Raw genomic sequence first — 20,752 nt, forward strand, 5'->3', positions numbered from 1 at the left:
CACGACGTGGGTCAGGCCGCGGGGGTCCCGGGCAGCGTCTGGTAGCCCCCGGCCGGGTGGCCGAGGTAGGGGAACGCGTCGAGGTAGGGCGCGTTCGTGTTCGACGTGCCGTCGGTGACCACGCTGGCTGCCCCGTCCGGGGTGAAGCTCGGGTCGACCAGCGGGATGGTCGCCCCGGCCACGGCCCGCAGCTCGATCGCCACGACGTCGTCGATCAACCGGCGCCCGTTCGGGAACCCGGCGGCGTCACCGGCGACGAGCCCGATCGGGTTGGGGTTCGCGGTCGGGGGCACCGCGACGTTGAGGCGCAGCAGGTCGGCCTGGGTGCTCCCGGTGTAGTTCTGGAAGCCCGGGACGACCCCCTTGGGGATGCCGGTCAGCAGGATCGCGAGCAGGTCGGCCCGGTCCTTCGTGTAGGCGGCCAGGTTCGGGAAGACCCCGGGGTAGAGGACCGGCAGCAGCTTGGCGAGCTCCGGCCTGGCCACGTAGCGGGCGAAGGCGGAGTCGTCGTGGGGCTGCCGGGCGTTCCAGCGGTCCTTCATGGCCATCGGGGTGATGACCTCGTTGAACAGCGGGTTCCCGAGCCGGGACACCTGGCTGAACGGACCCCGCCACGCATAGCGCTCCGAGATGTCGTCCCAGATCCGCGACTTCTGCCGGCTGGCCGTGGCCCACACGCCGATGACGGACCCGGCGTCCAGCGGGTCGGTCGGCTTGTTGCCCCTGCGGGTCAGGTCCGAGATCGGCACCTGGATGGCGATGCTGTGGACGTTGAGCCCCTGGGTGCCGTTGACGCCGACTGCCGCCGCGGACGGGATCAGGTGGAGCATCTGGAACGGGCGGAGGGTGCCCAGGTCGAAGATGCTCCCGAGGTCCACGTGGAACCCCTCGGCCCGCTGCCCCGCGAACACCTTGCGTCCACCCTGGATCGAGTGGACCGCCTGGCCGGCCAGGGTGGCGTACTTCGGCGTGCTGCGCGGGCCGATGTTGACCGGCGGGCAGGACAGCCGGCTCGCGAGCAGTCGGGGGTAGTCGCCCCTGGCCACCCGGGTGACCGAGTAGGACTGCGGACGGTTCCAGGCCGGATCGGAGATCGAGGTGATGGGCCCGGTGTTGTAGAGGAAGGTGGAGTCGTTGCGGACCTTGGTGCGGAACCGGAACTGGTAGGTCACGTCGGCGCGCGCGTCGCCGCGGTTGCTCACGTGGATCTCGTAGAGGACGTCGTCACCGAACTCGTAGAAGTTCGGTCCGCCTTGGGGGTTCTGGAACGGGATGAAGTTGGCGATCAGCGTGACGGTGTCCGGCTTGTCGGGGCTGACGAACGCGTAGACGTCGGTGTTGTCCGCCACCGGGTCCTTGGAGACCTCCGGGGCTTCGCGGTGCGAGGACATGGCTACTTCCTCGCTGCTCGGGTCAGACGACGGACGAGGTCGGCGTCCTGCACGACGACCTCGTCCTCGCCGAACAGGATGGCGACGCGGCCGGTGGTCACGTCGTCGATGTAGGCGACGAGGGGCTCGCCGTCCGGTGCGGAGTCATCCGGCCGCTGGCCGGAAGGGGCGGCCAGGGCCCCCGGTGCAGCCGCGAGGGCCGCGGCGGCGGCAGCGCTCGACCCGGCCGCGGCCAGGAAGACTCGCCGTGAGGTGTTGCTCATTGCTCACTCCTTGAGAGTGCGCGGGCAGCGGGATCCCGCGCGGTGGTGGGCATCGCCAGCGCGGAGCACCCAGACTGACGTGACCCACCTCACATTCGGCGCCGTCGAGATCGCCGGATTGGAGTCCTCAGCTGGCGGCGCGGCCCAGCGCGAGGGCGAGGTCGTGGGCCGCGGTGGCCACGGAGTGCCCGAGGGTCACCGCACCCTGCCCGACCTCGAACTGCGCGCCTCCGCCGACGTGGACCCGCAGCACCGGGTCGGCGGCGCGCAGGGCAGCGACCGTCTCACGGGTGGACAGCACGTCGGTGGGGGTCGGGGTCCCGATCACCACGGCGGCCGGCCGCTGTTGCTGGACGACGCGGACCCAGTGCTGGGCGGGCAGGTCGGCCCCGAGGTAGAGGACGTCGACGCCGGCCCTTCGCAGCATCACGCTGAACGCCAGGATCCCGAGCTCGTGCTGGGCGCCGCGCGGCAGACCCACGGCCACCCGGGGTCCGCCGGCACTCGGGGTGACCGCGTCCAGCTCTATCGCCAGCCGTCGGTGCACGGTCGCACTCACCACGTGCTCGCCGGCGACGTCCACCCGGCCGGCCCGCCACTGTGCCCCGAGCATCTCCAGGGCGGGCATCAGCCAGACCTCGACGACCTCCTCCAGGGGGCCGGCCGCGAAGGCCGTCGTGATGGCCTCGTCGATCGCCGCCGGGTCGAGCTCGGCGGCTCCGCGGGCCAGGGCCGTGACGTCCCAGGCGCCGGACGCATCCCGGTCGGCGGCGTCGTCCGTCGCGGGCGCGTGCGCCGTCTCTCCGCTGTCGTCCCGCTCATCGGTGACGAGGTAGGCATCCCAGGGCGCGTTCTGCGGGTCGCCGTCCGAGGTGACGTCGGAGCGCAGGTGCTCGGCGGCCTGGCTCGGGGACCAGCCGGCCGCCACGAGAGCGCCCATCGCCCGCAGCAGCTGCAGGCCCTGCTCGTCGTAGAGCCGGTAGCCGCCCTCGGTGCGCACCGGGCGCACGAGTCCGTAGCGGCGTTCCCAGGCCCGGATCGTGGCGGACGGGACGCCGGTCAGGCGGGCGGCGTGCCCAATCGTGTACACCCCCGCAGGGTCCCACATCGTTGCGCAAAGCATGGACAAGTTCGCAGGTGAGGAGCCCAACGGGAGGAGGCGGCTGACAGGATGACGGCATGAGTCGGCACCTCCTGCCCGAGGTCGCGCGGGGCCGGGTCGTGGGGGTGGACGTGGCCCGTGCCCTGGCTCTCGTGGGCATGATGGCCACGCACATGCTCCCCGGACTCGTGGGCACCCACGTGCCGTGGGCACAGCAGGTGGCCGGGGGCCGCGCCTCGGCCCTGTTCGCGGTGCTGGCGGGGGTCAGCGTCGCCCTCGTCAGCGGCCGCACCCGGCCGGTGCGCGGACGAGCGAGGTATGCCGTGTCGACCAGGTTGGTGGTCCGCAGCCTGGTCATCGGTGCGCTGGGCCTGACGCTCGGCCTGGTGCCGACCGGTATCGCCGTGATCCTGGCCTACTACGCCGTCCTCTTCCTCCTGGGACTGCCCTTCCTGGGATTGCGGGCGCCCGCGCTGGCCCTCCTGGCCGGTGTCTGGGCGGTGGCCGGGCCGGTCCTCTCCCTGGTGCTGCGGCCGCACCTTCCCGGCCACGAGGTCGGCAGCCCGACGCCCGGGTCCCTGACCTCGCCCCTCCACCTGCTCAACGAGCTGCTGTTCGTCGGCTACTACCCGGCGGCGGTCTGGCTGGCCTACCTGCTGGCCGGCATGGCGATCGGGCGCGCCGACCTGCTCCGCCGGGGCGTCGACGTGGTGCTCCTGGTGGGCGGGGTCGGCGTGGCGGTGGCCGGCACGGTGCTCTCACGGGTGCTCCTGTCCCGCGACGACGCCTGGGCCGCCCTCGCTGCGACCTACCCGGACCAGGGGGTGGGGCAGGACCCGGACCTCTTGGCCGCCACCCTGACCCACGGTCTGCACGGCACGACGCCGACCGGCTCCTGGTGGTGGCTGGCCACGGTCGCGCCACACTCCGGGTCACCCCTCGACCTGGCCCAGACGATCGGCAGTGCGATGGCGGTGCTCGGGCTGTGCCTGCTGGCCACGCGAGTCCGGCCCCGGGTCTGGGCCGCGGCCTTCGGCGCCGGGGCGATGACCCTGAGCCTCTACACGCTGCACGTCCTGATGATGGGCGAGGGTTGGTGGCCCGACCTCGAGGCGCCGGCCAACTACCCCCACCAGGTGCTCATCGTGCTGGGGGTGGGTACCGGCTTCGCCCTAGCGCCGCTCAGGGGGCCCCTCGAGACGCTCGTCGCGCGGCTGTCCCGGTACGCGGCCGCCCCGTGGACGGACCCGCGCCGAGCACCGTGACCGCGGACCGCGCCGGACGGCGCCGGTGACCCCAATCCAGCAGGTCTGGCGTGCCGAACCACTGGCGAACCGTCACTCCGACCGGATGGATCCCCATGTCTGCACCACGCCGCGCCGTCATCGGCAGCGGAGTCGCCGGGCTCACCGCCGCCCACGTGCTCAGCACCCGCGGTGCCGTCACCCTCTACGAGGCCGACTGCCGCCTCGGCGGCCACGCCGACACCCACGAGGTGACGGTGGACGGCCGGACGATCGGCGTCGACACCGGCTTCATCGTGCACAACGACCGGACGTACCCCACCCTCGTCCGCCTCTTCCGTGAGCTCGGCGTGGAGACGCAGGAGTCGGACATGAGCATGTCCGTCCGCGACGACGAGGCCGGCCTGGAGTATGCCGGTGCGCGTGCGGCCCGGGGACTCTTCCCGCGGGCGGCCAACCTGACCAACGGCAGGTACCTGCGGATGCTCACGGAGGTGAAGAAGTTCCACCGGGAGGCCAAGGCGGTCCTCGCCCGACAGGCCACCGACACCGACCGTGACGAGACCCTCGGCTCGTTCGCCGGGCGCTGCGGTTTCAGCCCCTACTTCACCCGCCATTTCCTCGAGCCGGTGGTCGCAGCAGTCTGGTCCTGCGACCCGTCCGTGTCGCTGCACTACCCGGCCCGCTACCTGTTCGAGTTCCTCGACCACCACGGCATGCTCACGGTCTTCGGCTCGCCCACCTGGCGCACCGTGACCGGCGGCTCCCAGCGCTACGTGGAGGCACTCGCGGCAGGGATTGCCGACATCAGGTTGTCGACTCCCGTGCGCTCGGTCGTCGAGACCGCCGACGGTGTCGTGGTGACCGACGTCGACGGCGTCGAGGATGTCTTCGACTCGGTCGTCATCGCCGCACACCCGCACCAGGCCTTGGCCATGCTCGCCGAGCCGACCCGGGCGCAGCACGACGTGCTGAGCGCGATCACCTACTCCAGCAACGTCGCCCAGCTGCACACCGACGAGTCGGTCTTGCCCGCGGCATCGGGCGCGCGGGCCTCGTGGAACTACTGGCGGCGGGCGGAGGGTGACGGCACCGGCGTGCTGGTCACCTACGACCTGACCCGGCTCCAGCGGCTCGACGTGACCGACCGTCGCTTCCTCGTCACCCTGAACGGCGTGGACTGCGTGGACCAGGGCCTCGTCATCGACACGATGCGCTACGAGCACCCCCTCTACACCCCGGAATCCGTTGCAGCCCAACGACGACTGCCCGAGATCAACACCGCCCGCATCGCGTTCGCGGGCGCCTACCACGGGTGGGGCTTCCACGAGGACGGGGCGCGGTCCGGTGCGGTCGCCGCCGAGGCGCTCGGGGTGCCGTGGGTCGAGGACGAGCCCACTGCACCTGCCGGTCGCCACCGCGCCGACGTGGCCCTGAGCGCCCACGAGGACGTGTCGGTCGATGACACGACGGGTCTCGTCGCCGCGGCCGAGGGCGACCTCGAGGAGGTGGGCGCCCGGTGAAGGCACCCGCCGCCACGCGCATCTACGCCACCTCGATCGTGCACGCCCGCACGACCCCGCTGCGCCACAGCTTCAGGCACCGCAGCCACACCTGGCTGGTGGACCTCGACGAGCTGCCCCGGCTGGGGCTGCTGGGTCCACTCGCGAGCTTCGAGTCCCGGGACCACCTCGGGTCGCCGGACCACACGCTGCGCGAGAACCTCGACACCTTCCTCGCCACCGAGGGGATCGACCTGGAGGGCGGCCGGATCCTCATGCTGGCCATGCCACGCGTGGCCGGGACCGTCTTCAACCCCATCAGCGTCTACTGGTGCCACACGCCGGACGGGCGGTTGGCCTGCAACGTGGTCGAGGTCCACAACACCTACGGCGACCGGCACGCCTACCTCGTCCACGCGGACGACAAGGGCCACGCCGAGGTCGACAAGGCCCTCTACGTCTCACCGTTCAACGATGTCTCCGGTCGCTACCGGCTGACCATCCCGACCCCGGGCGAGACCGTGCAGGTGCAGGTGGTCCTCGACCGCCCCGACCAGGCGCCCTTCGTGGCCGGCCTGCGCGGACGCGCCCTGCCCGTTCGCGCCACGACGGTGCTGCGCCTCGCCGTCACCCAGCCCCTCGAACCCCTGGCCGTCGCCGCGCGGATCCGCTGGCACGGCATCCGCCTGTGGTTGCGCCGCCTGCCGGTCCAGCCGCGCCCTTCCCACCACCAGGAGGCAGTCCAGTGACCACCGCCACCGCCGGCCTGTCCACGCGGCCCGCCATCGACGCCAGCCGCTGGCCCGACCTCACCGCACCTCGCGCCAAGGCGCGCCGGGCCGTCGAAGGCGCCGTCGCCCGCAAGATCTTCCTCTCCGTCGCACGACGGCTGCCCGTGCGCGTCCAGCTCGGGCGTGACGCGATCGTCGGGGGCGCCGCCACCGACCCCACCGCGCCCCTGATGGTCATCGAGCGGCCCGAGAGCTTCTTCGCCGCGCTCGGCGCCGGTGGGCTGATCGGCTTCGGTGAGTCCTACATGACCGGCGACTGGAACGCCGACGACCTCGGCGGGCTCCTCGAGGTCTTTGCCGCCCAGATGGGGACGCTGATCCCGGAGCCCCTGCAGAAGCTCCGCGCCTTCTACGTCGCTCGGGCCCCGCACACCGAGAAGAACACGACGACCAACACCCGCACCAACATCGCGCGCCACTACGACCTGTCCAACGACATGTTCGCGACCTTCCTCGACGGCACCCTGAGCTACTCCTCGGCCCTCTTCGACGGGGCAGAGGACTCCGGCCGGGCCGTGGCCGGTGAGGTGGTGACGACCAGCGTGCCGACCACCGTCCCCACGTGGGACCAGCTGGCGGACGCGCAACGGCAGAAGATCGACCGGATGCTCGACTCCGCCGGCGTACGTGACGGCAGCCGCGTCCTCGAGATCGGCACCGGTTGGGGCGAGCTGGCCATCCGCGCTGCGTCGCGCGGTGCCCGGGTGCTGTCGGTGACCCTGTCCAGCGAGCAGCAGGCCCTGGCCCGCGACCGCATCGCCCTCGCCGGCCACGCCGACTCCGTGGACGTCGAGCTGCTCGACTACCGGCTGGTCGAGGGCGAGTTCGACGCGGTCGTCTCGGTCGAGATGATCGAGGCCGTCGGCCACGAGTTCTGGGGCGAGTACTTCCGCACGATCGACAGCGTCCTGGCCCCGGGCGGCAAGGTCGCCATCCAGGCGATCACCATGCCGCACGACCGCATGCAGGCCACGAAGTACACCTACACGTGGATCAACAAGTACATCTTCCCCGGTGGCTTCCTGCCCTCGACCGAGGCCATCATCGATGTCAGCGGCGAGGAGACCAGCCTCCACGTCAGCGAGCGGCTCTCGTTCGGGCAGCACTACGCCGAGACCCTTCGACTCTGGGACGAGCGCTTCCTCGCCTCCCTCGACCGGGTGCACGCGCTCGGGTTCGACGAGGTCTTCGACCGGATGTGGCACTTCTACCTCGAGTACTCACGAGCCGGTTTCCGCTCGGGCTACCTCGACGTCCAGCAGCTCGTGCTCGAGAGGAAGGCAGCCTGATGACCACCCTCGAGTGGGTCGAGTCCCCAACCGTGACAGGGCGATCCGGCGTCGCGCGCGAGATCGCGAAGGCGCTGGCCCCGTTCGTCGGCGGTGAGCTGCCGGTGCGACTCACGGCCTGGGACGGCAGCGAGGCCGGACCTGCTGACGCCCCCCACGTCGTCCTCCGATCGCCGCGCGCGCTGCGCCGGCTGCTGCGCCACCCGGGCGAGCTCGGGGCCGCGCAGGCCTACGTCACCGGTGAGCTCGACGTCGAGGGTGACCTCGACGAGGCGCTGACGCACGTCCGGGCGGTGGCCCACGAGCGCCAGCTCACCGGCCTACGTCCCACCCCTGCCGCCATCGCGGCGCTGCTCAAGGTCGCCCGCGGTGCGGGCGCCATCGGACTTCCCCTGCCCGCGCCGGCCAGCCAGGCCGCGCTGAGCGGACGGTTGCACAGCCTGGGTCGCGACCGTCAGGCGATCCACCACCACTACGACCTGTCCAACGACTTCTACAGCCTGATCCTCGACCCCCACCTGGCCTACTCGTGCGGCTACTGGCGGTCCGAGGACGAGGGCTACACCGTCGAGGACGCCCAGCGCGACAAGCTCGAGCTCGTCGGCCACAAGCTCGGGCTGGGCTCGGGAGCGCGGCTGCTCGACGTGGGCTGTGGCTGGGGTTCGATGAGCCTGTATGCCGCGGAGCACTTCGGCGCGCAGGTCGTCGGCGTGACCATCGCCGCGGAGCAGAAGCGCTTCATCGACGCCCGCATCGCCGAGCGAGGTCTGCAGGACCGCGTGGAGATCCGGCTGCAGGACTACCGCGACGTGCCCGACGGCGACTTCGACGCGGTCGTGTCGCTGGAGATGGGAGAGCACGTGGGCCAACGCAACTACCCGACCTACGCCAAGGTGCTGCACGACCGGGTGCGCCCGGGTGGCCGCGTCCTCGTGCAGCAGATGTCCCGTCGCGGCCGTCACCCCGGCGGTGGTCCGTTCATCGAGTCCTTCATCGCTCCCGACATGCACATGCGGCCGGTCGGGGCGACCGTCGACCTCATCGAGGCGTCGGGGCTCGAGGTGCGCGACGTGCACGCCCTGCGCGAGCACTACGTGCGCACCGTCGCGGCCTGGCACCGCACCTTCGAGGACAACTTCGACCAGGTCGTGGCCCTCGTCGGCGAGGAGGTCGCGCGCGTCTGGCGGCTCTACCTGGTCGGTGGCGCGATGGCCTTCCGTGACGGCCGGATGGGGGTCGACCAGATCCTGGCCGTCCGCCCCGACCGCGGGCCCGCGGACCTCGAGCCGGCGCGACCGGCGGACTGGTCCTGATGTTCGACGGTTCGAACTTCCTTGCGGTCACTGGGTTCTCGCTCCTGGCCATCGTCCTGCTGATGGTCGCCACCGCCGTGGAGGGGCACCGCCAGGGCAGGGTCAGCGTCGTCGACACCACGTGGGGGCTCGGTTTCGTCGTCGTCGCAGCCGTGGCCGCCCTCGCGGGTGACGGCGCCGGCTGGCGACGCCTGGCACTGTTCGTCATCGTCGCGGTCTGGGGGCTGCGCCTCGCGTGGCACATGCACCAGCGCAACCGCGGCAAGGGCGAGGACCCGCGCTACGCCGCCATGCTCGAGAAGGAGACCGGCAACCCGACCCTGGTCGCCATCCGGAAGGTGTACGGCATCCAGGGGCTCTCCGTGTGGTTCGTGTCGCTGCCGATCCAGGTCAGCGCCGCGGCGGGCGGGGGAGTGGTGGTGGTCGCTGTGGTGGGCCTGGCCCTGTGGCTGCTCGGCGTCTCCCTCGAGTCGCTGGGCGACAAGCAGCTCAAGGACTTCAAGGCCGACCCGGCCACCAAGGGCACCGTGATGGACCGTGGGCTGTGGTCCTGGACGCGGCACCCCAACTACTTCGGCGACTCCTGCGTCTGGTGGGGGACCTGGCTCGTGGCGGCGAGCGCCTGGCCGGGCGTCCTGACCATCCTCTCGCCCGTGGCGATGACCTACTTCCTGGTGTTCGCCACCGGGGCGAGGCTGCTCGAGAAGCACATGGCGGAGCGCCCCGGCTACGCCGAGTACCAGCAGCGGACGAGCTACTTCCTCCCGCGGCCACCCCGACGCTGACGGTCTCAGACTGGCGCAAACGAGCGCAAACCTCGCTCGGACCCGGTACTGTCCTGCCTTGGCGAGCAGGGCGCCACGGACCGGGTGCGAGTGGAGGTGGAGACCGTGGACAGTGCTCTCATGGACGCCGCCGTCGCCCGGGCGAAGGCGGGCGACCGTCCTGCGTTCGGACAGCTCTGGCTCGACCTGTCGCCCCGAGTGGCCGCGTACCTCCGTTCGCACGGCGTGGCCGACGCCGAGGACGTCACGAGCGAGGTCTTCCTCGCGGTGTTCCGGCACATGGACCGGTTCTCCGGCGGGGGAGCAGCCTTCCGCGCGCTCGTCTTCACCGTCGCCCACCGCAGGCAGGTGGACTGGCACCGGCAGCGAACCCGCCGCGGGACCTGGCTGACGCTCGATGACCTGGGGTCCGAACCAGCTTCCCCCTCGGCCGAGAGCGCGGCCCTCGCGGCCATCGCCGACGAGCAGGTGGTGGCGGCGCTGGGCACCCTCACCTCCGACCAGCGGTCCGTGCTGGCGCTCCGGGTGGTGGCCGAGCTCAGCCTCGAGGAGACGGCGGCCGTGCTCGGCAAGGACCTCGGCGCCGTGAAGTCGCTACAGCACCGGGCGCTTGCGCGGCTGCGGAGAAAACTCTCGCCGGACCCGTATCCCCGGGACGCCCTCGCGCGATTGAACGCCCGTCATGCCTGAACCCGAAGACCTCGCCCCCCGCGGACTGCACGTGCCCGCCAGCGACCCGGCGGCCCCTGCCGTCGAGGCGCTGCGTGCCCTGGCCTCGCAGGGGCCGGTGGCGGCCAGCGCCGAGCTGGCCGCCTTCCTCGACGAACCCGCAGGTCAGGGTCTGGGCACCACATCCCCCCAGAGGAGCGATCTCGTGACCGTTGTCCGACTTCCCATCCGCCGAGCCGGCCGCGTTGCCGTGGCCGTCGGCGCAGCCCTCGCCCTGGCGGCCATCGGCGGCGTCGCCGTGGCCGCGACCGGTGGCGCCCCCGACCGTGAGCCCGCGCAGGTCCAGCAGGACGACCCGAGCGACACGACCACGTCGACGTCCACCGAGACCGAGACCGAGGCCCCGGAGACCGAGGCCCCCGAGACCGAGGCCCCCGAGACCGAGGCCCCCGAGACCGAGGACACGTCCGACGACGAGAGCACCGACGAGGACGCCGCGACGCACACGGCGAACCCGGTCGCCTCGGCCAACCACCACGACGGCAAGGGCAAGGACGACGAGCACGCCGATGTCAACGGCGGAGGCGTGGTCGACCACCACTCCGAGCACTCGACGGCGGCCCACCAGAGTGGTGACGACGACGAGCAGGGCGAGGACCAGGGCGACGAGCAGGGTGAGGACCACGGCGACGACCAGGGCGAGGACCACGGCAGCGGCCACGGCGACGACCAGGGTGACGACGAGGGTGACGACGGCGGGTCGCACGACGACGACTGAGCCGCACTCCTGACCACGCCTGACCGGTGGCTGCCCCTGAGCCGTCCGGGGTGACCACCGGTCAGGCACTGGTGGGCGCGCCCGGGCTAGAGTCCGCTCGTGGACTGCCTGTTCTGCCGGATCCTCGACGGCGCGCTGCCGGCGACCGTGGTGCTCGACGAACCGTTCACCCTGGGCTTCCTCGACACCCGACCGGTGTTCAAGGGGCACGTCCTGCTGGTGCCGAAGATCCACGTCGACACGCTCGTCGACCTGCCCGCTGAGCTGCTCCCCGTGCTGATGGGGGCGGCCCAGCGGCTGTCCGGCGCCGTGGTCGCGGGTCTCGGCGCGCAGGGCTCGTTCGTCGCGGTCAACAACGTCGTCTCGCAGTCCGTGCCACACCTCCACGTGCACGTCGTGCCACGCACCAAGGGCGACGGTCTGCGTGGCTTCTTCTGGCCCCGCACCACCTACGCCTCGGACGACGAGGCGCAGGAGTATGCCGCGCGGCTGGCTGCCGTCCTCCCGCCACCTCCGAGCTGACCAACCCGGCGCCTGTCACCGGGGGCTGGCAGGATCGGCTCCGTGCGCAGCCACCTCGTCACGCCCTCGCCGCTCGGCGAGCTGACCCTCGTGGCCGAGGACGGCGCCCTGGTGGGGTGTCTGATGGCCCTGCCCGACCGCGACCCGTCCGACGAGACCCTGGGTGCGGCCGCCGAGCCGGGGTCGGCCGACCAGGTGCTGCGCACTGCCGCGTCCCAGCTGGCCGAGTACTTCGCGGGGGAGCGCACCGAGTTCGACCTGCCGCTGGCACCCCGCGGCGACGAGTTCCAGCTCAAGGTCTGGGCCCTGCTGCGCGAGATCCCCTACGGGCAGACGCGCAGCTACGGCCAGCTCGCCCGGGTCCTGGGTGACGTCAACCTCAGCCAGGCGGTCGGGTGGGCCAACGGCCGCAACCCGATCAGCATCATCGTGCCCTGCCACCGGGTGATCGGGGCTGAGGGCACGTTGGTCGGCTACGCGGGAGGGCTGGACCGCAAGCGGTTCCTGCTCGCGCTGGAGGAGCCGCCCGCCGACGAGGCGCACCGCCTGTTCTGACGGCTGACCTGTGACAGGTGTGACCCGTGTCCGTTTGGTGCTCGTCCGTTCGTCCGGCATTGCCTGGAGTGTGCCTGTCGGTGTGGTCACGACCGGGAGGATCCACGGTGGAAAGGGGGCGCCATGTGGATGCGGAGGCGCCGGGCGGGCGCGGCGGTTCTCGCGGCTGCAACCGTGCTCCTCAGTGCCTCCACGTCGCCCCCGGCCGGCCGGTCGACCGACGTTCGTGTGCGACCCGCCGCAGACCTCACCACCCCGGCGCTCGTCGCCGTGCCGGCGCTGTACTCGTTCGACGACCTGGCGCCGGCCGAGGCCGTGGCCCTGGAGCACACCGGACCGCCCACCTCGCTGGTGACCGGCCTGCGCCAGCCGCCGCCCCGACCCCCGCGCACCGGTGCCCACGGCAGCTCGCCCGCCCCGGGGACGCCCCAGGCCGTCCTGGCGGCCGCCTACCGGAGGGCCGTGGCCCGGTCACCGCAGAGCTGCCACCTCCGGCCCGAGCACCTCGCCGCCATCGGGCAGGTCGAGTCGGGCTCGATCGGTGGTCGGTCGGTCACGCCGGCGCACCGGGTCACGCCCGCGATCTACGGGCCGCTGCTGGATGGCGGGCCGTTCGCGGTGGTGCACGACAGTGACGGCGGCAGCTACGACGGAGACGGCCAGTACGACCGGGCGATGGGGCCGCTGCAGTTCCTCCCGGGCACCTGGCGCTGGGCCGGCCGCGATGGCGACGGTGACGGACGCCGCGACCCGCAGAACGTCTTCGACGCGGCCCTCGCGACGGCCGGCTACCTCTGCCTCGGCGGGCGAGACCTGTCCAGGACGGGTGACCTGAGGTCGGCGGTGCTGTCCTACAACCAGTCCGGCGCGTACCACTCGGCGGTGCTGGAGTGGGTCTCGTACTTCCGCCAGCACGGCCTGGCCGCGCTGACCAGCGTGGCGTTCCGGGTCGGGTCGGGTGGCCGGGCGAGCGCGCTCGGCGAGCCCGAACCCGACGACGACAAGGCGGAGAAGGCGGACCAGGCCACCGAGCACGCCCAGTCGACGCCCACCAAGGCCCCCACGAAGCAGCCCCCTCCCACCGCGTCAGACCCACCCGACACCCCCACCACGAGCAGCCCGTCGACCACGCCGACGCAGCCTGGTCCGCCACCCACGACGCCCGCGACGCCGCCCACGACGACACCGATCGACCCCACTCCGGAGCCGACCGTCCCGGCCCCGACCACGACGACACCGCCCCCCGCCTCGTCCACCAGCTCGCCGCCCGACCCCGAGCCGTCACCCGCCGGCTGACCAGGGGGTGGGACGGCGACGTGACGCGCGTCGCACTTCGCGCAGGGGGGTGACCGAACGGCATACCAAGGGGTCTAGCGTCGTTGACGAGAGTGACTGCTGGTCCGCACAGCAGACGTCAGCGAGGACGGCGCCCCGACCAGGGGTGGCCGTCCTTCGCCTTTCACAGGAGAGTGGTGGAATGACCTCGCAGCAGGTGCCCACAACAACGTCGCGTCACCGGGTCGTCGTCATCGGTTCCGGCTTCGGCGGGCTCTTCGGCACGCAGGCCCTCAAGCGTGCCGACGTCGACATCACGCTGATCGCCAAGACCACGCACCACCTCTTCCAGCCGCTCCTCTACCAGGTGGCGACCGGCATCCTCTCCGAGGGCGAGATCGCGCCCGCGACGCGGGAAGTCCTTGCGCGCCAACGCAATGCGCGGGTGCTGCTCGGCAACGTCACGAAGATCGACCTGACCGCGAAGACGGTGACGTCCCGCGTCCTCGACCGCGACACGGTCACCCCCTACGACACCCTGCTGGTGGCAGCCGGCGCGGGTCAGTCCTACTTCGGCAACGACCACTTCGCGCAGTTCGCCCCGGGCATGAAGTCCATCGACGACGCCCTCGAGCTGCGCGGCCGGATCTTCGGGTCGTTCGAGTGGGCCGAGCTCGCGAGCACGCCCAAGGAGATCGAGCGGCTGATGACGTTCGTGGTCGTCGGCGCCGGTCCGACCGGTGTGGAGATGGCCGGCCAGATCGCCGAGCTGTCGCGTCGCACGCTGCGCAAGGACTTCCGGAACATCGACACCAGCCGCGCCCGCATCGTGCTGCTGGACGCCGCACCCACGGTGCTGGCCGCCTTCGGTGACCAGCTCGGCGCAAAGGCCGCCAAGCGGCTCGCCGAGATCGGGGTGGAGGTGCAGCTGGGGGCCAAGGTGACCGGCGTCGACGCCACCGGCATCGACGTCGAGGACGCCGACGGCACGCAACGCCGGATCGAGTCGGTCTGCAAGGTCTGGGCCGCCGGCGTGCAGGCGTCCGAGCTCGGTGCCCAGCTCGCCGAGCAGTCCGGTGCGCAGCTCGACCGCGCCGGACGCATCGCCGTCAACGACGACCTGACGCTCCCCGGCCACCCCGAGGTCTTCGTCGTCGGTGACATGGCCTCGCTCAAGGGTTACCCGGGCGTCGCCCAGGTCGCCATCCAGGGTTCGCGGTATGCCGCCGACCAGCTCAAGCGCCGACTCGCAGGCAAGGAGCCCAAGGGTCCGTTCGAGTACCACGACAAGGGCTCGATGGCCACGATCTCGCGGTTCAGCGCGGTTGCCTCGATCGGCAACCTGCGGTTCACGGGCTTCGTCGCGTGGGTGCTGTGGCTGGCCGTCCACCTCGTCTACATCATCGGCTTCAAGCACCGCCTGACCACGCTCCTGCACTGGGCCGTCAGCTTCCTCGGTCGCGGTCGCTCGGAGCGCACCGTGACGGAGCAGCAGGTGTTCGCCCGCACGGCGATCGAGCAGCTCGGCTCGGGCTACGCACCGTCGCTGCCGCGAGTCGCCGCCGACAAGAAGTCTCCGACCCAGTCCGTGGCACAGGCACGCGAAGAAGGCAGTCGCATCCTCTGAGCCGTCTCGACGTGCCCGCTGCGTGAGATGCCACGTGCGCGGCGGGTGACTCGCCTAGGGTGGCGCCATGCCGCTGGACTACCCGATCCACGAGGCGACGCTGGCCAACGGCCTGCGGGTCGTCGTCTCGCCCGATGCCTCCGTGCCCACCGTCACCGTCAACATCTGGGTGAACGTCGGGTCGCGCCACGAGGTCCCGGGGCGCACCGGCTTCGCCCACCTGTTCGAGCACCTGATGTTCCAGGGGTCACGGCACATCGCCAGCGGTGAGCACTTCACCCGGTTGATGGCCGAAGGCGGGCGCCTCAACGCGACGACCTGGTTCGACCGCACCAACTACTTCGAGACCATCCCCAAGGGTGCCTACGAGCTCGCCCTCTGGATGGAGGCCGACCGGCACGGGCACCTGCTCGACGCGGTCACGCAGGAGAACCTCGACAACCAGCGGGACGTGGTCAAGGAGGAGAAGCGCCAGCGCTACGACAACGTCCCCTACGGCACGGCCCTGATCGAGGTGTACGCCGCGGTGTTCCCCGCCGGGCACCCGTACCACCACCCCACGATCGGGTCGATGGAGGACCTGGACGCGGCCAGCCTCGCCGACGTGCACGACTTCTTCCGCCGCTACTACGGCCCCAACAACAGCGTGCTCACCCTCGTCGGCGACATCACCCCGGAGGAGGGGTTCGCCGCGGCAGAGCGCTACTTCGGCCACCTGCTGCCATCGGCGGAGCCGGCCCGGCCCGCAGTGCCGCCCCTGGAGCCGCTCGCCGACCCGGTGCGGGTGGACCGGCCGGGCCACGTCCCCAACGACCGCCTGCACATCGCCTTCCGGCTCCCGGTCGACAACACCCCTGAGTTCTTCGCGGCAGGTCTGGCCATCGACGCGCTGGGTGGGCTCTCGACCTCCCGGCTGGTGCAGCGGCTGGTCCGCCGTGAGCAGGTGGCCAACTCCGTGCAGGCGCACGCGATGGGTTTCGTCGACGGTGTCTCGCTGGGGTTCCTCGTCGTCGACGTCGCCGACGGCCAGGACCCGGAGGCCATCGAGGCAGCCGTGGTGGAGGAGCTGGAGCGGTTCGTGGTCGAGGGACCCACCGAGGTCGAGATGGAGTCCGCGATGGCCCAGTCCGAGCGCTCGTGGCTGTCGGCGCTGGCAGGGCAGGAGGAGCGGGCCGACCTGATCAGCCAGCACGTGCTGCTCCACGGTGACGGCCAGTTCGTCAACACCTTCCTCGACCGGATCGGCGAGGTCGGGCCGGACGACGTCCGTGCCGCCGCGTCGCGCTGGCTGCGACCCGAGAGCAGGGCCGTCGTCCGGCACCTGTCCGTCCGTGACGAGGAGGCGGTGGCATGAGCGACGTGACCGAGGTGGTCGACCGCACGCTCGACGACGGCACCCCACCCGAGCCCCCCGTCCAGCCCCCCGGCGCGTGGCGGTTCGCGACGCCTGCGCGGCACACCCTGTCCAACGGCATCGAGCTGGTGGCCTACGACATCCCGGGGCAGTACGTCATCTCGGTGCGCACCGTGCTGCCGTTCCCGTTGTCCGTCGAGCCCCGCGAGGTCGAGGGAGTCGCGAGCATCATGGCCAGGCTCCTCGACGAAGGCACTGCCGAGCACTCGCCCGAGGAGTTCGCAGAACTGTTGGAGCGCAAGGGGATTGCCCTCGGCGCCTCGGTGACCGACGGTGGTCTCGGGGTCGACCTCGACGTCCCGAAACGCCGGCTCGCCGAGGCCCTCGACCTGCTCCGCCAGGCGCTGGCCGAGCCGGTCTTCCCCGAGCCGGAGGTGGACCGCCACCGCAAGACCCGGCTCGCCCAGATCGAGCAGGAGCGTGCCCTCGCCCCTCAGCGGGCCGCGCAGGAGTTCATCAACACCTTCTTCGACGGGGCCGACCGGGCCTCCCGACCCACGGCCGGCACCACCGAGAGCATCTCCGCCCTGACCCGACAGCACATCGTCGACTTCCACACCGAGCGGGTCGGCCCGACCGGCATGACCGCCGTGGTGGCCGGCGACCTCACCGGCCTCGACGTCGTGACGCTGGCCGAGGACACCCTCGGCACCTGGCGCAACGCCAGCCACGTGCCGGCCCCGCCTGCGACGGCGCCCCGGCGCGCCGTCGACGCGGCACGCGTCGTCCTCGTCGACCGACCCGGATCGGTGCAGAGCGAGCTCCTGGTGGGCTGGGCGGGACCGGACCGGCACACGACGACGGGCTGGGCGGCATACCCGGTCCTGGGTTTCATGGTGGGTGGCTCCCCGAACGCGCGCGTCGACGCGGTACTGCGCGAGGAGAAGGGCTACACCTACGGGATCCGCTCGGTCTTCCGCCCCCGTCGGGTCGGAGGACTCTTCCTGACGTCCGGCTCGGTGCGGGCCGACGCGACCGTGGAGTCGGTGCGCCTCCTGCTCGACCTGCTGGCGTCGGGTCGCGAGGGGTTCAGCCCCGAGGAGGTGCGCGCGGGTGTCGACTTCATCAGCAAGACGGCGCCCGGCCGCTTCGCCACGGCCGACGCGGTCGCCGACGAGGCCGTCCTGATGGCCCTCGACGGCCTCACCACCGACTTCACCACCCGGACCCTCGAGGCCATGCGCCGGCTCGACGGCGAGCAGCTCACCGCGGCCTACCGCGAGTGGGTGCAGGGGGAGTGGACCATCGTGGTGGTCGGCGACGCGAGCTCGTATGCCGATGGCGTGCGTGCCCTGGGCGTCGGCGACGTGAGCGTCGTCCCCGCCTGAGCGACGGCGGCCCTGCTGGGTGGTGCGGCGCTGTGCGTCAGGCGCGGGCGCCGGTGCCCAGCCGCTCGAGGACCTGGTCGTGCAGCAGGCCGTTGGTGGCCAGCGCGTTGCCACCCCACGGCCCGTCCTTGCCGGCCAGCGACGTGAACCGACCGCCGGCCTCGGTGACGATGGGGACCAGGGCGGCCATGTCGTAGACGGCGAGGGAGGGCTCGGCGGCGATGTCGACCGCGCCCTCGGCGACGAGCATGTAGGACCAGAAGTCACCGAAGGCGCGGCTGCGCCAGCAGTCGTCGGTGAGCTGGAGGAACTCGTCGTGCCGGTCGACGTCACGCCACCCCTTGATGCTGGAGTAGGAGATGGACGCGTCCGCGATGTCGGAGACGGCCGACACGTGGATCCGCTTCGCAGCCGCGAGGCTGCGCCCGGACCAGGCGCCCGAGCCGTTGGCGGCCCACCACCGTCGCCCCAGGGCGGGGGCGGCCACCAGCCCGAGCACGGGCATGTCGTTGTCGACCAGTGAGATCAGCGTCGCCCAGGCCGGGACCCCGCGCACGAAGTTGTGGGTGCCGTCGATGGGGTCGATGACCCAGCGCCTCGGGCCGTGACCGGTGGTCTCGAACTCCTCGCCCTCGACGGCGTCGCGCGGTCGGGTCCGCTTGAGCTGCGACCGGACGAGCTCCTCGGCGTCCTTGTCCGCGTCGCTGACCAGGGACAGGTCGGGCTTGGACTCCACCACGAGGTCGTGCGCCCGGAAGCGGGACATGGTGATCCGCTCGACCGCGTCGGCCAGGACATGGGCAAGGCGCAGGTCGTCGTCGTAGGGCACCCGGCCACGCTAGCCCGTCGGCGCACCACGGCGGTGGACCCCGGCTTCGACGGCGCCGTCCACGGCGTCGGAGGGGCTTGGGCGACCCGGTCGGCGGCCGAGGGGCATTCCAAATCAAATAGCACCAAATGGGTACAAAAGGCATCCGCGCCGAAGATCTGCTCTCAAGTCGGCGGCAGGACGATCACGTTTTTGTCTCGGGTTGGCCCAGAGCGTCGCCTTTACTCCCTGCTTGCCCTTTCATGGGTGCCACAACACGAACGCCCTGTGCGTTACAGGGCTGCGCTCCACTCGGTGCACAGCCCGGACCGACCGCCCATCAATCTGGGCGGCAGACCCTAAGTAGGAGGACGTCAATGCGAGGAACTACTCGCACGGTGGCCATGCTTGCTGGTATCACTTCCGTCGCGCTGCTTGCTGCAGCCTGCGGCGGCGGCGACAGCAGCGATGACACCAGCTCCAGCGCCGCTGGCAAGACCGGCGGGGCTGTCACGGTCCGCGGGTGCAACCCCCAGAACCCCCTTGTCCCGGGCAACACGAACGAGACCTGCGGCGGCAACGTGCTCGACGCCATCTCGGCCAAGCTCGTGCACTACAACCCCGAGACCGCGGCCCCTGAGAACGACATCGCCGACAAGATCGAGACGCCGGACAACCAGAACTTCACCGTGACCCTGAAGAAGGGCTACAAGTTCCAGGACGGTACCGAGGTCAAGGCGAAGAACTTCGTCGACGCCTGGAACTGGGTGGCAGCTGGCGAGAACGCCGCGCTGGGTAGCTACTTCTTCGACCCGATCGAGGGTTACGCGGAAACGCAGTGCACCGGCACCGGTGACGACCCGTGTGCGGGCGCTGGCAAGGCCAAGACCAACAAGCTGTCCGGTCTCGCGGTGAAGGACGACTACACCTTCACCATCAAGACGAAGGAGAAGGTCTCGAACCTTCCGGTCCGCCTTGGCTACACCGCCTTCGCGCCGGTCCCGGACTCGTTCTTCAACGACCCGAAGGCCTTCGGTGAGAAGCCGATCGGTGCGGGCCCGTACAAGTTCGACAGCTGGACCAAGAACACCGAGATCAAGATCAGCAAGTTCGCTGACTACTCGGGCAAGTTCGGCGGCAAGCTCGACAACATCACGTTCAAGATCTACCAGGACGACGACGCGGCCTACAACGACGTCATCGCCAACCAGCTCGACGTGATCGACACGATCCCGTCCTCGGCCCTGATCGACGACAAGTACAAGACGGACCTCCCGGACCGCAACCTGTCCAAGGCTGTCGGCGTCATCCAGGCGATCAACTTCCCGCCGGCCAAGACGGACCCGAACTACTCGGACGTCAAGCTCCGTCAGGCGATCTCCATGGCCATCGACCGGCCGACCATCGTCAAGCAGATCTTCAACGGCACGCGTGAGCCTGCCACCGGTTGGGTCTCCCCGGTCGTCGACGGCTACAAGGCCAACGCCTGTGGCGAGTCCTGTGTCTTCGACCCCGCCAAGGCCAAGGCCAAGCTCGACGAGGCCGGTGGCTTCAAGGGCGGCAAGATGACGATCTCCTACAACGCCGACGCTTCGCACAAGGCGTGGGTCGAGGCGACCTGCAACTCGATCAAGACCTCCCTCGGTGTCGACTGTGTCGCCACCCCGGTCGTCGACTTCGCCACGTTCCGTAGCCAGATCACGGAGCGCAAGATGAAGGGCATGTTCCGCGCCGGCTGGCAGATGGACTACCCGTCGATCGAGAACTTCCTCGCCCCGCTCTACGGCACCGGTGCCGGGTCGAACGACAGCGACTACAGCAGCGCTCAGTTCGACCAGCTCCTCAAGGAGGCCGCGGCTGCCAAGGACGGCGCCGCTGCCAACGCCAAGTACCAGGAGGCCGAGGGCGTTCTCGCCAGCGACATGGCTTCCATCCCCATGTGGTACTCCACCGCCCAGTTCGGTTGGTCGAACAAGGTCACGAACGTGAAGGTCACTGCGTTCGGCACCATCGACTTCTCCGCCCTGGCGCTCAAGTAAGCCCATCCCGGTCCCCCCACCCTCCGGGTGGGGGAACCGAGGCAGCGTCGTCGGCCT

At 71.1% G+C, this 20,752-nt stretch carries 19 protein-coding genes; 15 read left to right on the top strand and 4 right to left on the bottom strand.

Features of this window, described 5'->3' with window-relative positions; genetic code table 11:
- Nucleotides 1-11: 11 nt before the first annotated feature.
- The 3 genes from ASG91_RS09165 to ASG91_RS09175 all read right to left on the bottom strand — a co-directional run bounded on the left by ASG91_RS09165 (nt 12) and on the right by ASG91_RS09175 (nt 2,744).
- Nucleotides 12-1,391, bottom strand: coding sequence for a DUF4331 domain-containing protein (locus ASG91_RS09165; protein ID WP_056922351.1), 1,380 nt, complete (start codon nt 1,389-1,391; stop codon nt 12-14).
- Between the two features lie 2 nt (nt 1,392-1,393).
- Nucleotides 1,394-1,654 (bottom strand): hypothetical protein, encoded by a 261-nt coding sequence (locus ASG91_RS09170; RefSeq protein WP_056922352.1) that lies wholly within the window; start codon nt 1,652-1,654, stop codon nt 1,394-1,396.
- A gap of 127 nt (nt 1,655-1,781) precedes the next feature.
- On the bottom strand, nt 1,782-2,744 hold the full coding sequence (locus ASG91_RS09175; RefSeq protein WP_056922353.1) for a MerR family transcriptional regulator: 963 nt from the start codon (nt 2,742-2,744) through the stop codon (nt 1,782-1,784).
- Nucleotides 2,745-2,833: 89 nt separating this feature from the next.
- Between ASG91_RS09175 and ASG91_RS09180 the strand changes: the two genes are divergently transcribed.
- The 14 genes from ASG91_RS09180 (at nt 2,834) to ASG91_RS09245 (ending at nt 17,848) form a co-directional block, all read left to right on the top strand.
- On the top strand, nt 2,834-4,021 hold the full coding sequence (locus ASG91_RS09180; RefSeq protein ID WP_056922354.1) for a heparan-alpha-glucosaminide N-acetyltransferase domain-containing protein: 1,188 nt from the start codon (nt 2,834-2,836) through the stop codon (nt 4,019-4,021).
- A gap of 95 nt (nt 4,022-4,116) precedes the next feature.
- Nucleotides 4,117-5,523, top strand: coding sequence for an NAD(P)/FAD-dependent oxidoreductase (locus ASG91_RS09185; protein WP_082594061.1), 1,407 nt, complete (start codon nt 4,117-4,119; stop codon nt 5,521-5,523).
- Nucleotides 5,520-6,251, top strand: coding sequence for a DUF1365 domain-containing protein (locus ASG91_RS21180; RefSeq protein WP_056922355.1), 732 nt, complete (start codon nt 5,520-5,522; stop codon nt 6,249-6,251). Before ASG91_RS09185 ends, ASG91_RS21180 begins: the two co-directional genes overlap by 4 nt.
- Nucleotides 6,248-7,582 (top strand): cyclopropane-fatty-acyl-phospholipid synthase family protein, encoded by a 1,335-nt coding sequence (locus ASG91_RS21185; RefSeq protein ID WP_056922356.1) that lies wholly within the window; start codon nt 6,248-6,250, stop codon nt 7,580-7,582. The genes ASG91_RS21180 and ASG91_RS21185 overlap by 4 nt, the downstream gene beginning before the upstream one ends.
- A complete protein-coding gene (locus tag ASG91_RS09200) occupies nt 7,582-8,895 on the top strand; it encodes a cyclopropane-fatty-acyl-phospholipid synthase family protein (RefSeq protein ID WP_056922357.1) in 1,314 nt (437 codons plus the stop codon). Before ASG91_RS21185 ends, ASG91_RS09200 begins: the two co-directional genes overlap by 1 nt.
- Nucleotides 8,895-9,680, top strand: coding sequence for a DUF1295 domain-containing protein (locus ASG91_RS09205; RefSeq protein WP_056922358.1), 786 nt, complete (start codon nt 8,895-8,897; stop codon nt 9,678-9,680). The genes ASG91_RS09200 and ASG91_RS09205 overlap by 1 nt, the downstream gene beginning before the upstream one ends.
- A gap of 105 nt (nt 9,681-9,785) precedes the next feature.
- Nucleotides 9,786-10,370 (top strand): RNA polymerase sigma factor, encoded by a 585-nt coding sequence (locus ASG91_RS09210; RefSeq protein WP_157606266.1) that lies wholly within the window; start codon nt 9,786-9,788, stop codon nt 10,368-10,370.
- Nucleotides 10,363-11,127, top strand: coding sequence for a hypothetical protein (locus tag ASG91_RS09215; protein ID WP_056922360.1), 765 nt, complete (start codon nt 10,363-10,365; stop codon nt 11,125-11,127). The genes ASG91_RS09210 and ASG91_RS09215 overlap by 8 nt, the downstream gene beginning before the upstream one ends.
- 99 nt (nt 11,128-11,226) lie before the next feature.
- A complete protein-coding gene (locus tag ASG91_RS09220) occupies nt 11,227-11,649 on the top strand; it encodes an HIT family protein (RefSeq protein WP_056922361.1) in 423 nt (140 codons plus the stop codon).
- Between the two features lie 42 nt (nt 11,650-11,691).
- On the top strand, nt 11,692-12,204 hold the full coding sequence (locus ASG91_RS09225; protein ID WP_056922362.1) for a methylated-DNA--[protein]-cysteine S-methyltransferase: 513 nt from the start codon (nt 11,692-11,694) through the stop codon (nt 12,202-12,204).
- A 228-nt stretch (nt 12,205-12,432) separates the two neighbouring features.
- On the top strand, nt 12,433-13,500 hold the full coding sequence (locus ASG91_RS09230; RefSeq protein ID WP_056922363.1) for a lytic murein transglycosylase: 1,068 nt from the start codon (nt 12,433-12,435) through the stop codon (nt 13,498-13,500).
- A gap of 181 nt (nt 13,501-13,681) precedes the next feature.
- Entirely contained in the window at nt 13,682-15,106 is a 1,425-nt protein-coding gene (locus ASG91_RS09235) for an NAD(P)/FAD-dependent oxidoreductase (protein ID WP_056922364.1), read from the top strand.
- A 67-nt stretch (nt 15,107-15,173) separates the two neighbouring features.
- Nucleotides 15,174-16,460 carry a pitrilysin family protein gene (locus ASG91_RS09240; protein WP_056922365.1) on the top strand — a complete coding sequence of 429 codons (1,287 nt, stop codon included), beginning with the start codon at nt 15,174-15,176 and terminating at the stop codon, nt 16,458-16,460.
- Entirely contained in the window at nt 16,457-17,848 is a 1,392-nt protein-coding gene (locus ASG91_RS09245) for a pitrilysin family protein (RefSeq protein ID WP_056922366.1), read from the top strand. The genes ASG91_RS09240 and ASG91_RS09245 overlap by 4 nt, the downstream gene beginning before the upstream one ends.
- A gap of 37 nt (nt 17,849-17,885) precedes the next feature.
- Here the strand turns inward: ASG91_RS09245 and hisN are convergent, their stop codons facing one another.
- Nucleotides 17,886-18,677 carry a histidinol-phosphatase gene (gene hisN, locus ASG91_RS09250; RefSeq protein ID WP_056922367.1) on the bottom strand — a complete coding sequence of 264 codons (792 nt, stop codon included), beginning with the start codon at nt 18,675-18,677 and terminating at the stop codon, nt 17,886-17,888.
- A gap of 356 nt (nt 18,678-19,033) precedes the next feature.
- On the opposite strand from hisN, the gene ASG91_RS09255 reads away from it, so the two are divergent.
- Nucleotides 19,034-20,695, top strand: a complete 1,662-nt coding sequence (locus ASG91_RS09255) for an ABC transporter substrate-binding protein (RefSeq protein WP_056922368.1) — start codon at nt 19,034-19,036, stop codon at nt 20,693-20,695.
- The last annotated feature ends 57 nt before the right edge of the window (nt 20,696-20,752 follow it).

Source organism: Phycicoccus sp. Soil802 (assembly GCF_001429605.1).
Lineage (GTDB): Bacteria > Actinomycetota > Actinomycetes > Actinomycetales > Dermatophilaceae > Pedococcus.

Bases quoted from the DNA above. Each gene is read 5' to 3' on its own strand.
- ASG91_RS09215 (WP_056922360.1), top strand. From the start codon at position 10,363: ATGCCTGAACCCGAAGACCTCGCCCCCCGCGGACTGCACGTGCCCGCC.
- ASG91_RS09240 (WP_056922365.1), top strand. From the start codon at position 15,174: ATGCCGCTGGACTACCCGATCCACGAGGCGACGCTGGCCAACGGCCTG.
- ASG91_RS09170 (WP_056922352.1), bottom strand. From the start codon at position 1,654: ATGAGCAACACCTCACGGCGAGTCTTCCTGGCCGCGGCCGGGTCGAGC.
- ASG91_RS09245 (WP_056922366.1), top strand. From the start codon at position 16,457: ATGAGCGACGTGACCGAGGTGGTCGACCGCACGCTCGACGACGGCACC.
- ASG91_RS09180 (WP_056922354.1), top strand. From the start codon at position 2,834: ATGAGTCGGCACCTCCTGCCCGAGGTCGCGCGGGGCCGGGTCGTGGGG.
- ASG91_RS09165 (WP_056922351.1), bottom strand. From the start codon at position 1,391: ATGTCCTCGCACCGCGAAGCCCCGGAGGTCTCCAAGGACCCGGTGGCG.
- ASG91_RS09200 (WP_056922357.1), top strand. From the start codon at position 7,582: ATGACCACCCTCGAGTGGGTCGAGTCCCCAACCGTGACAGGGCGATCC.
- ASG91_RS09185 (WP_082594061.1), top strand. From the start codon at position 4,117: ATGTCTGCACCACGCCGCGCCGTCATCGGCAGCGGAGTCGCCGGGCTC.
- ASG91_RS09255 (WP_056922368.1), top strand. From the start codon at position 19,034: ATGCGAGGAACTACTCGCACGGTGGCCATGCTTGCTGGTATCACTTCC.
- ASG91_RS09235 (WP_056922364.1), top strand. From the start codon at position 13,682: ATGACCTCGCAGCAGGTGCCCACAACAACGTCGCGTCACCGGGTCGTC.
- ASG91_RS09205 (WP_056922358.1), top strand. From the start codon at position 8,895: ATGTTCGACGGTTCGAACTTCCTTGCGGTCACTGGGTTCTCGCTCCTG.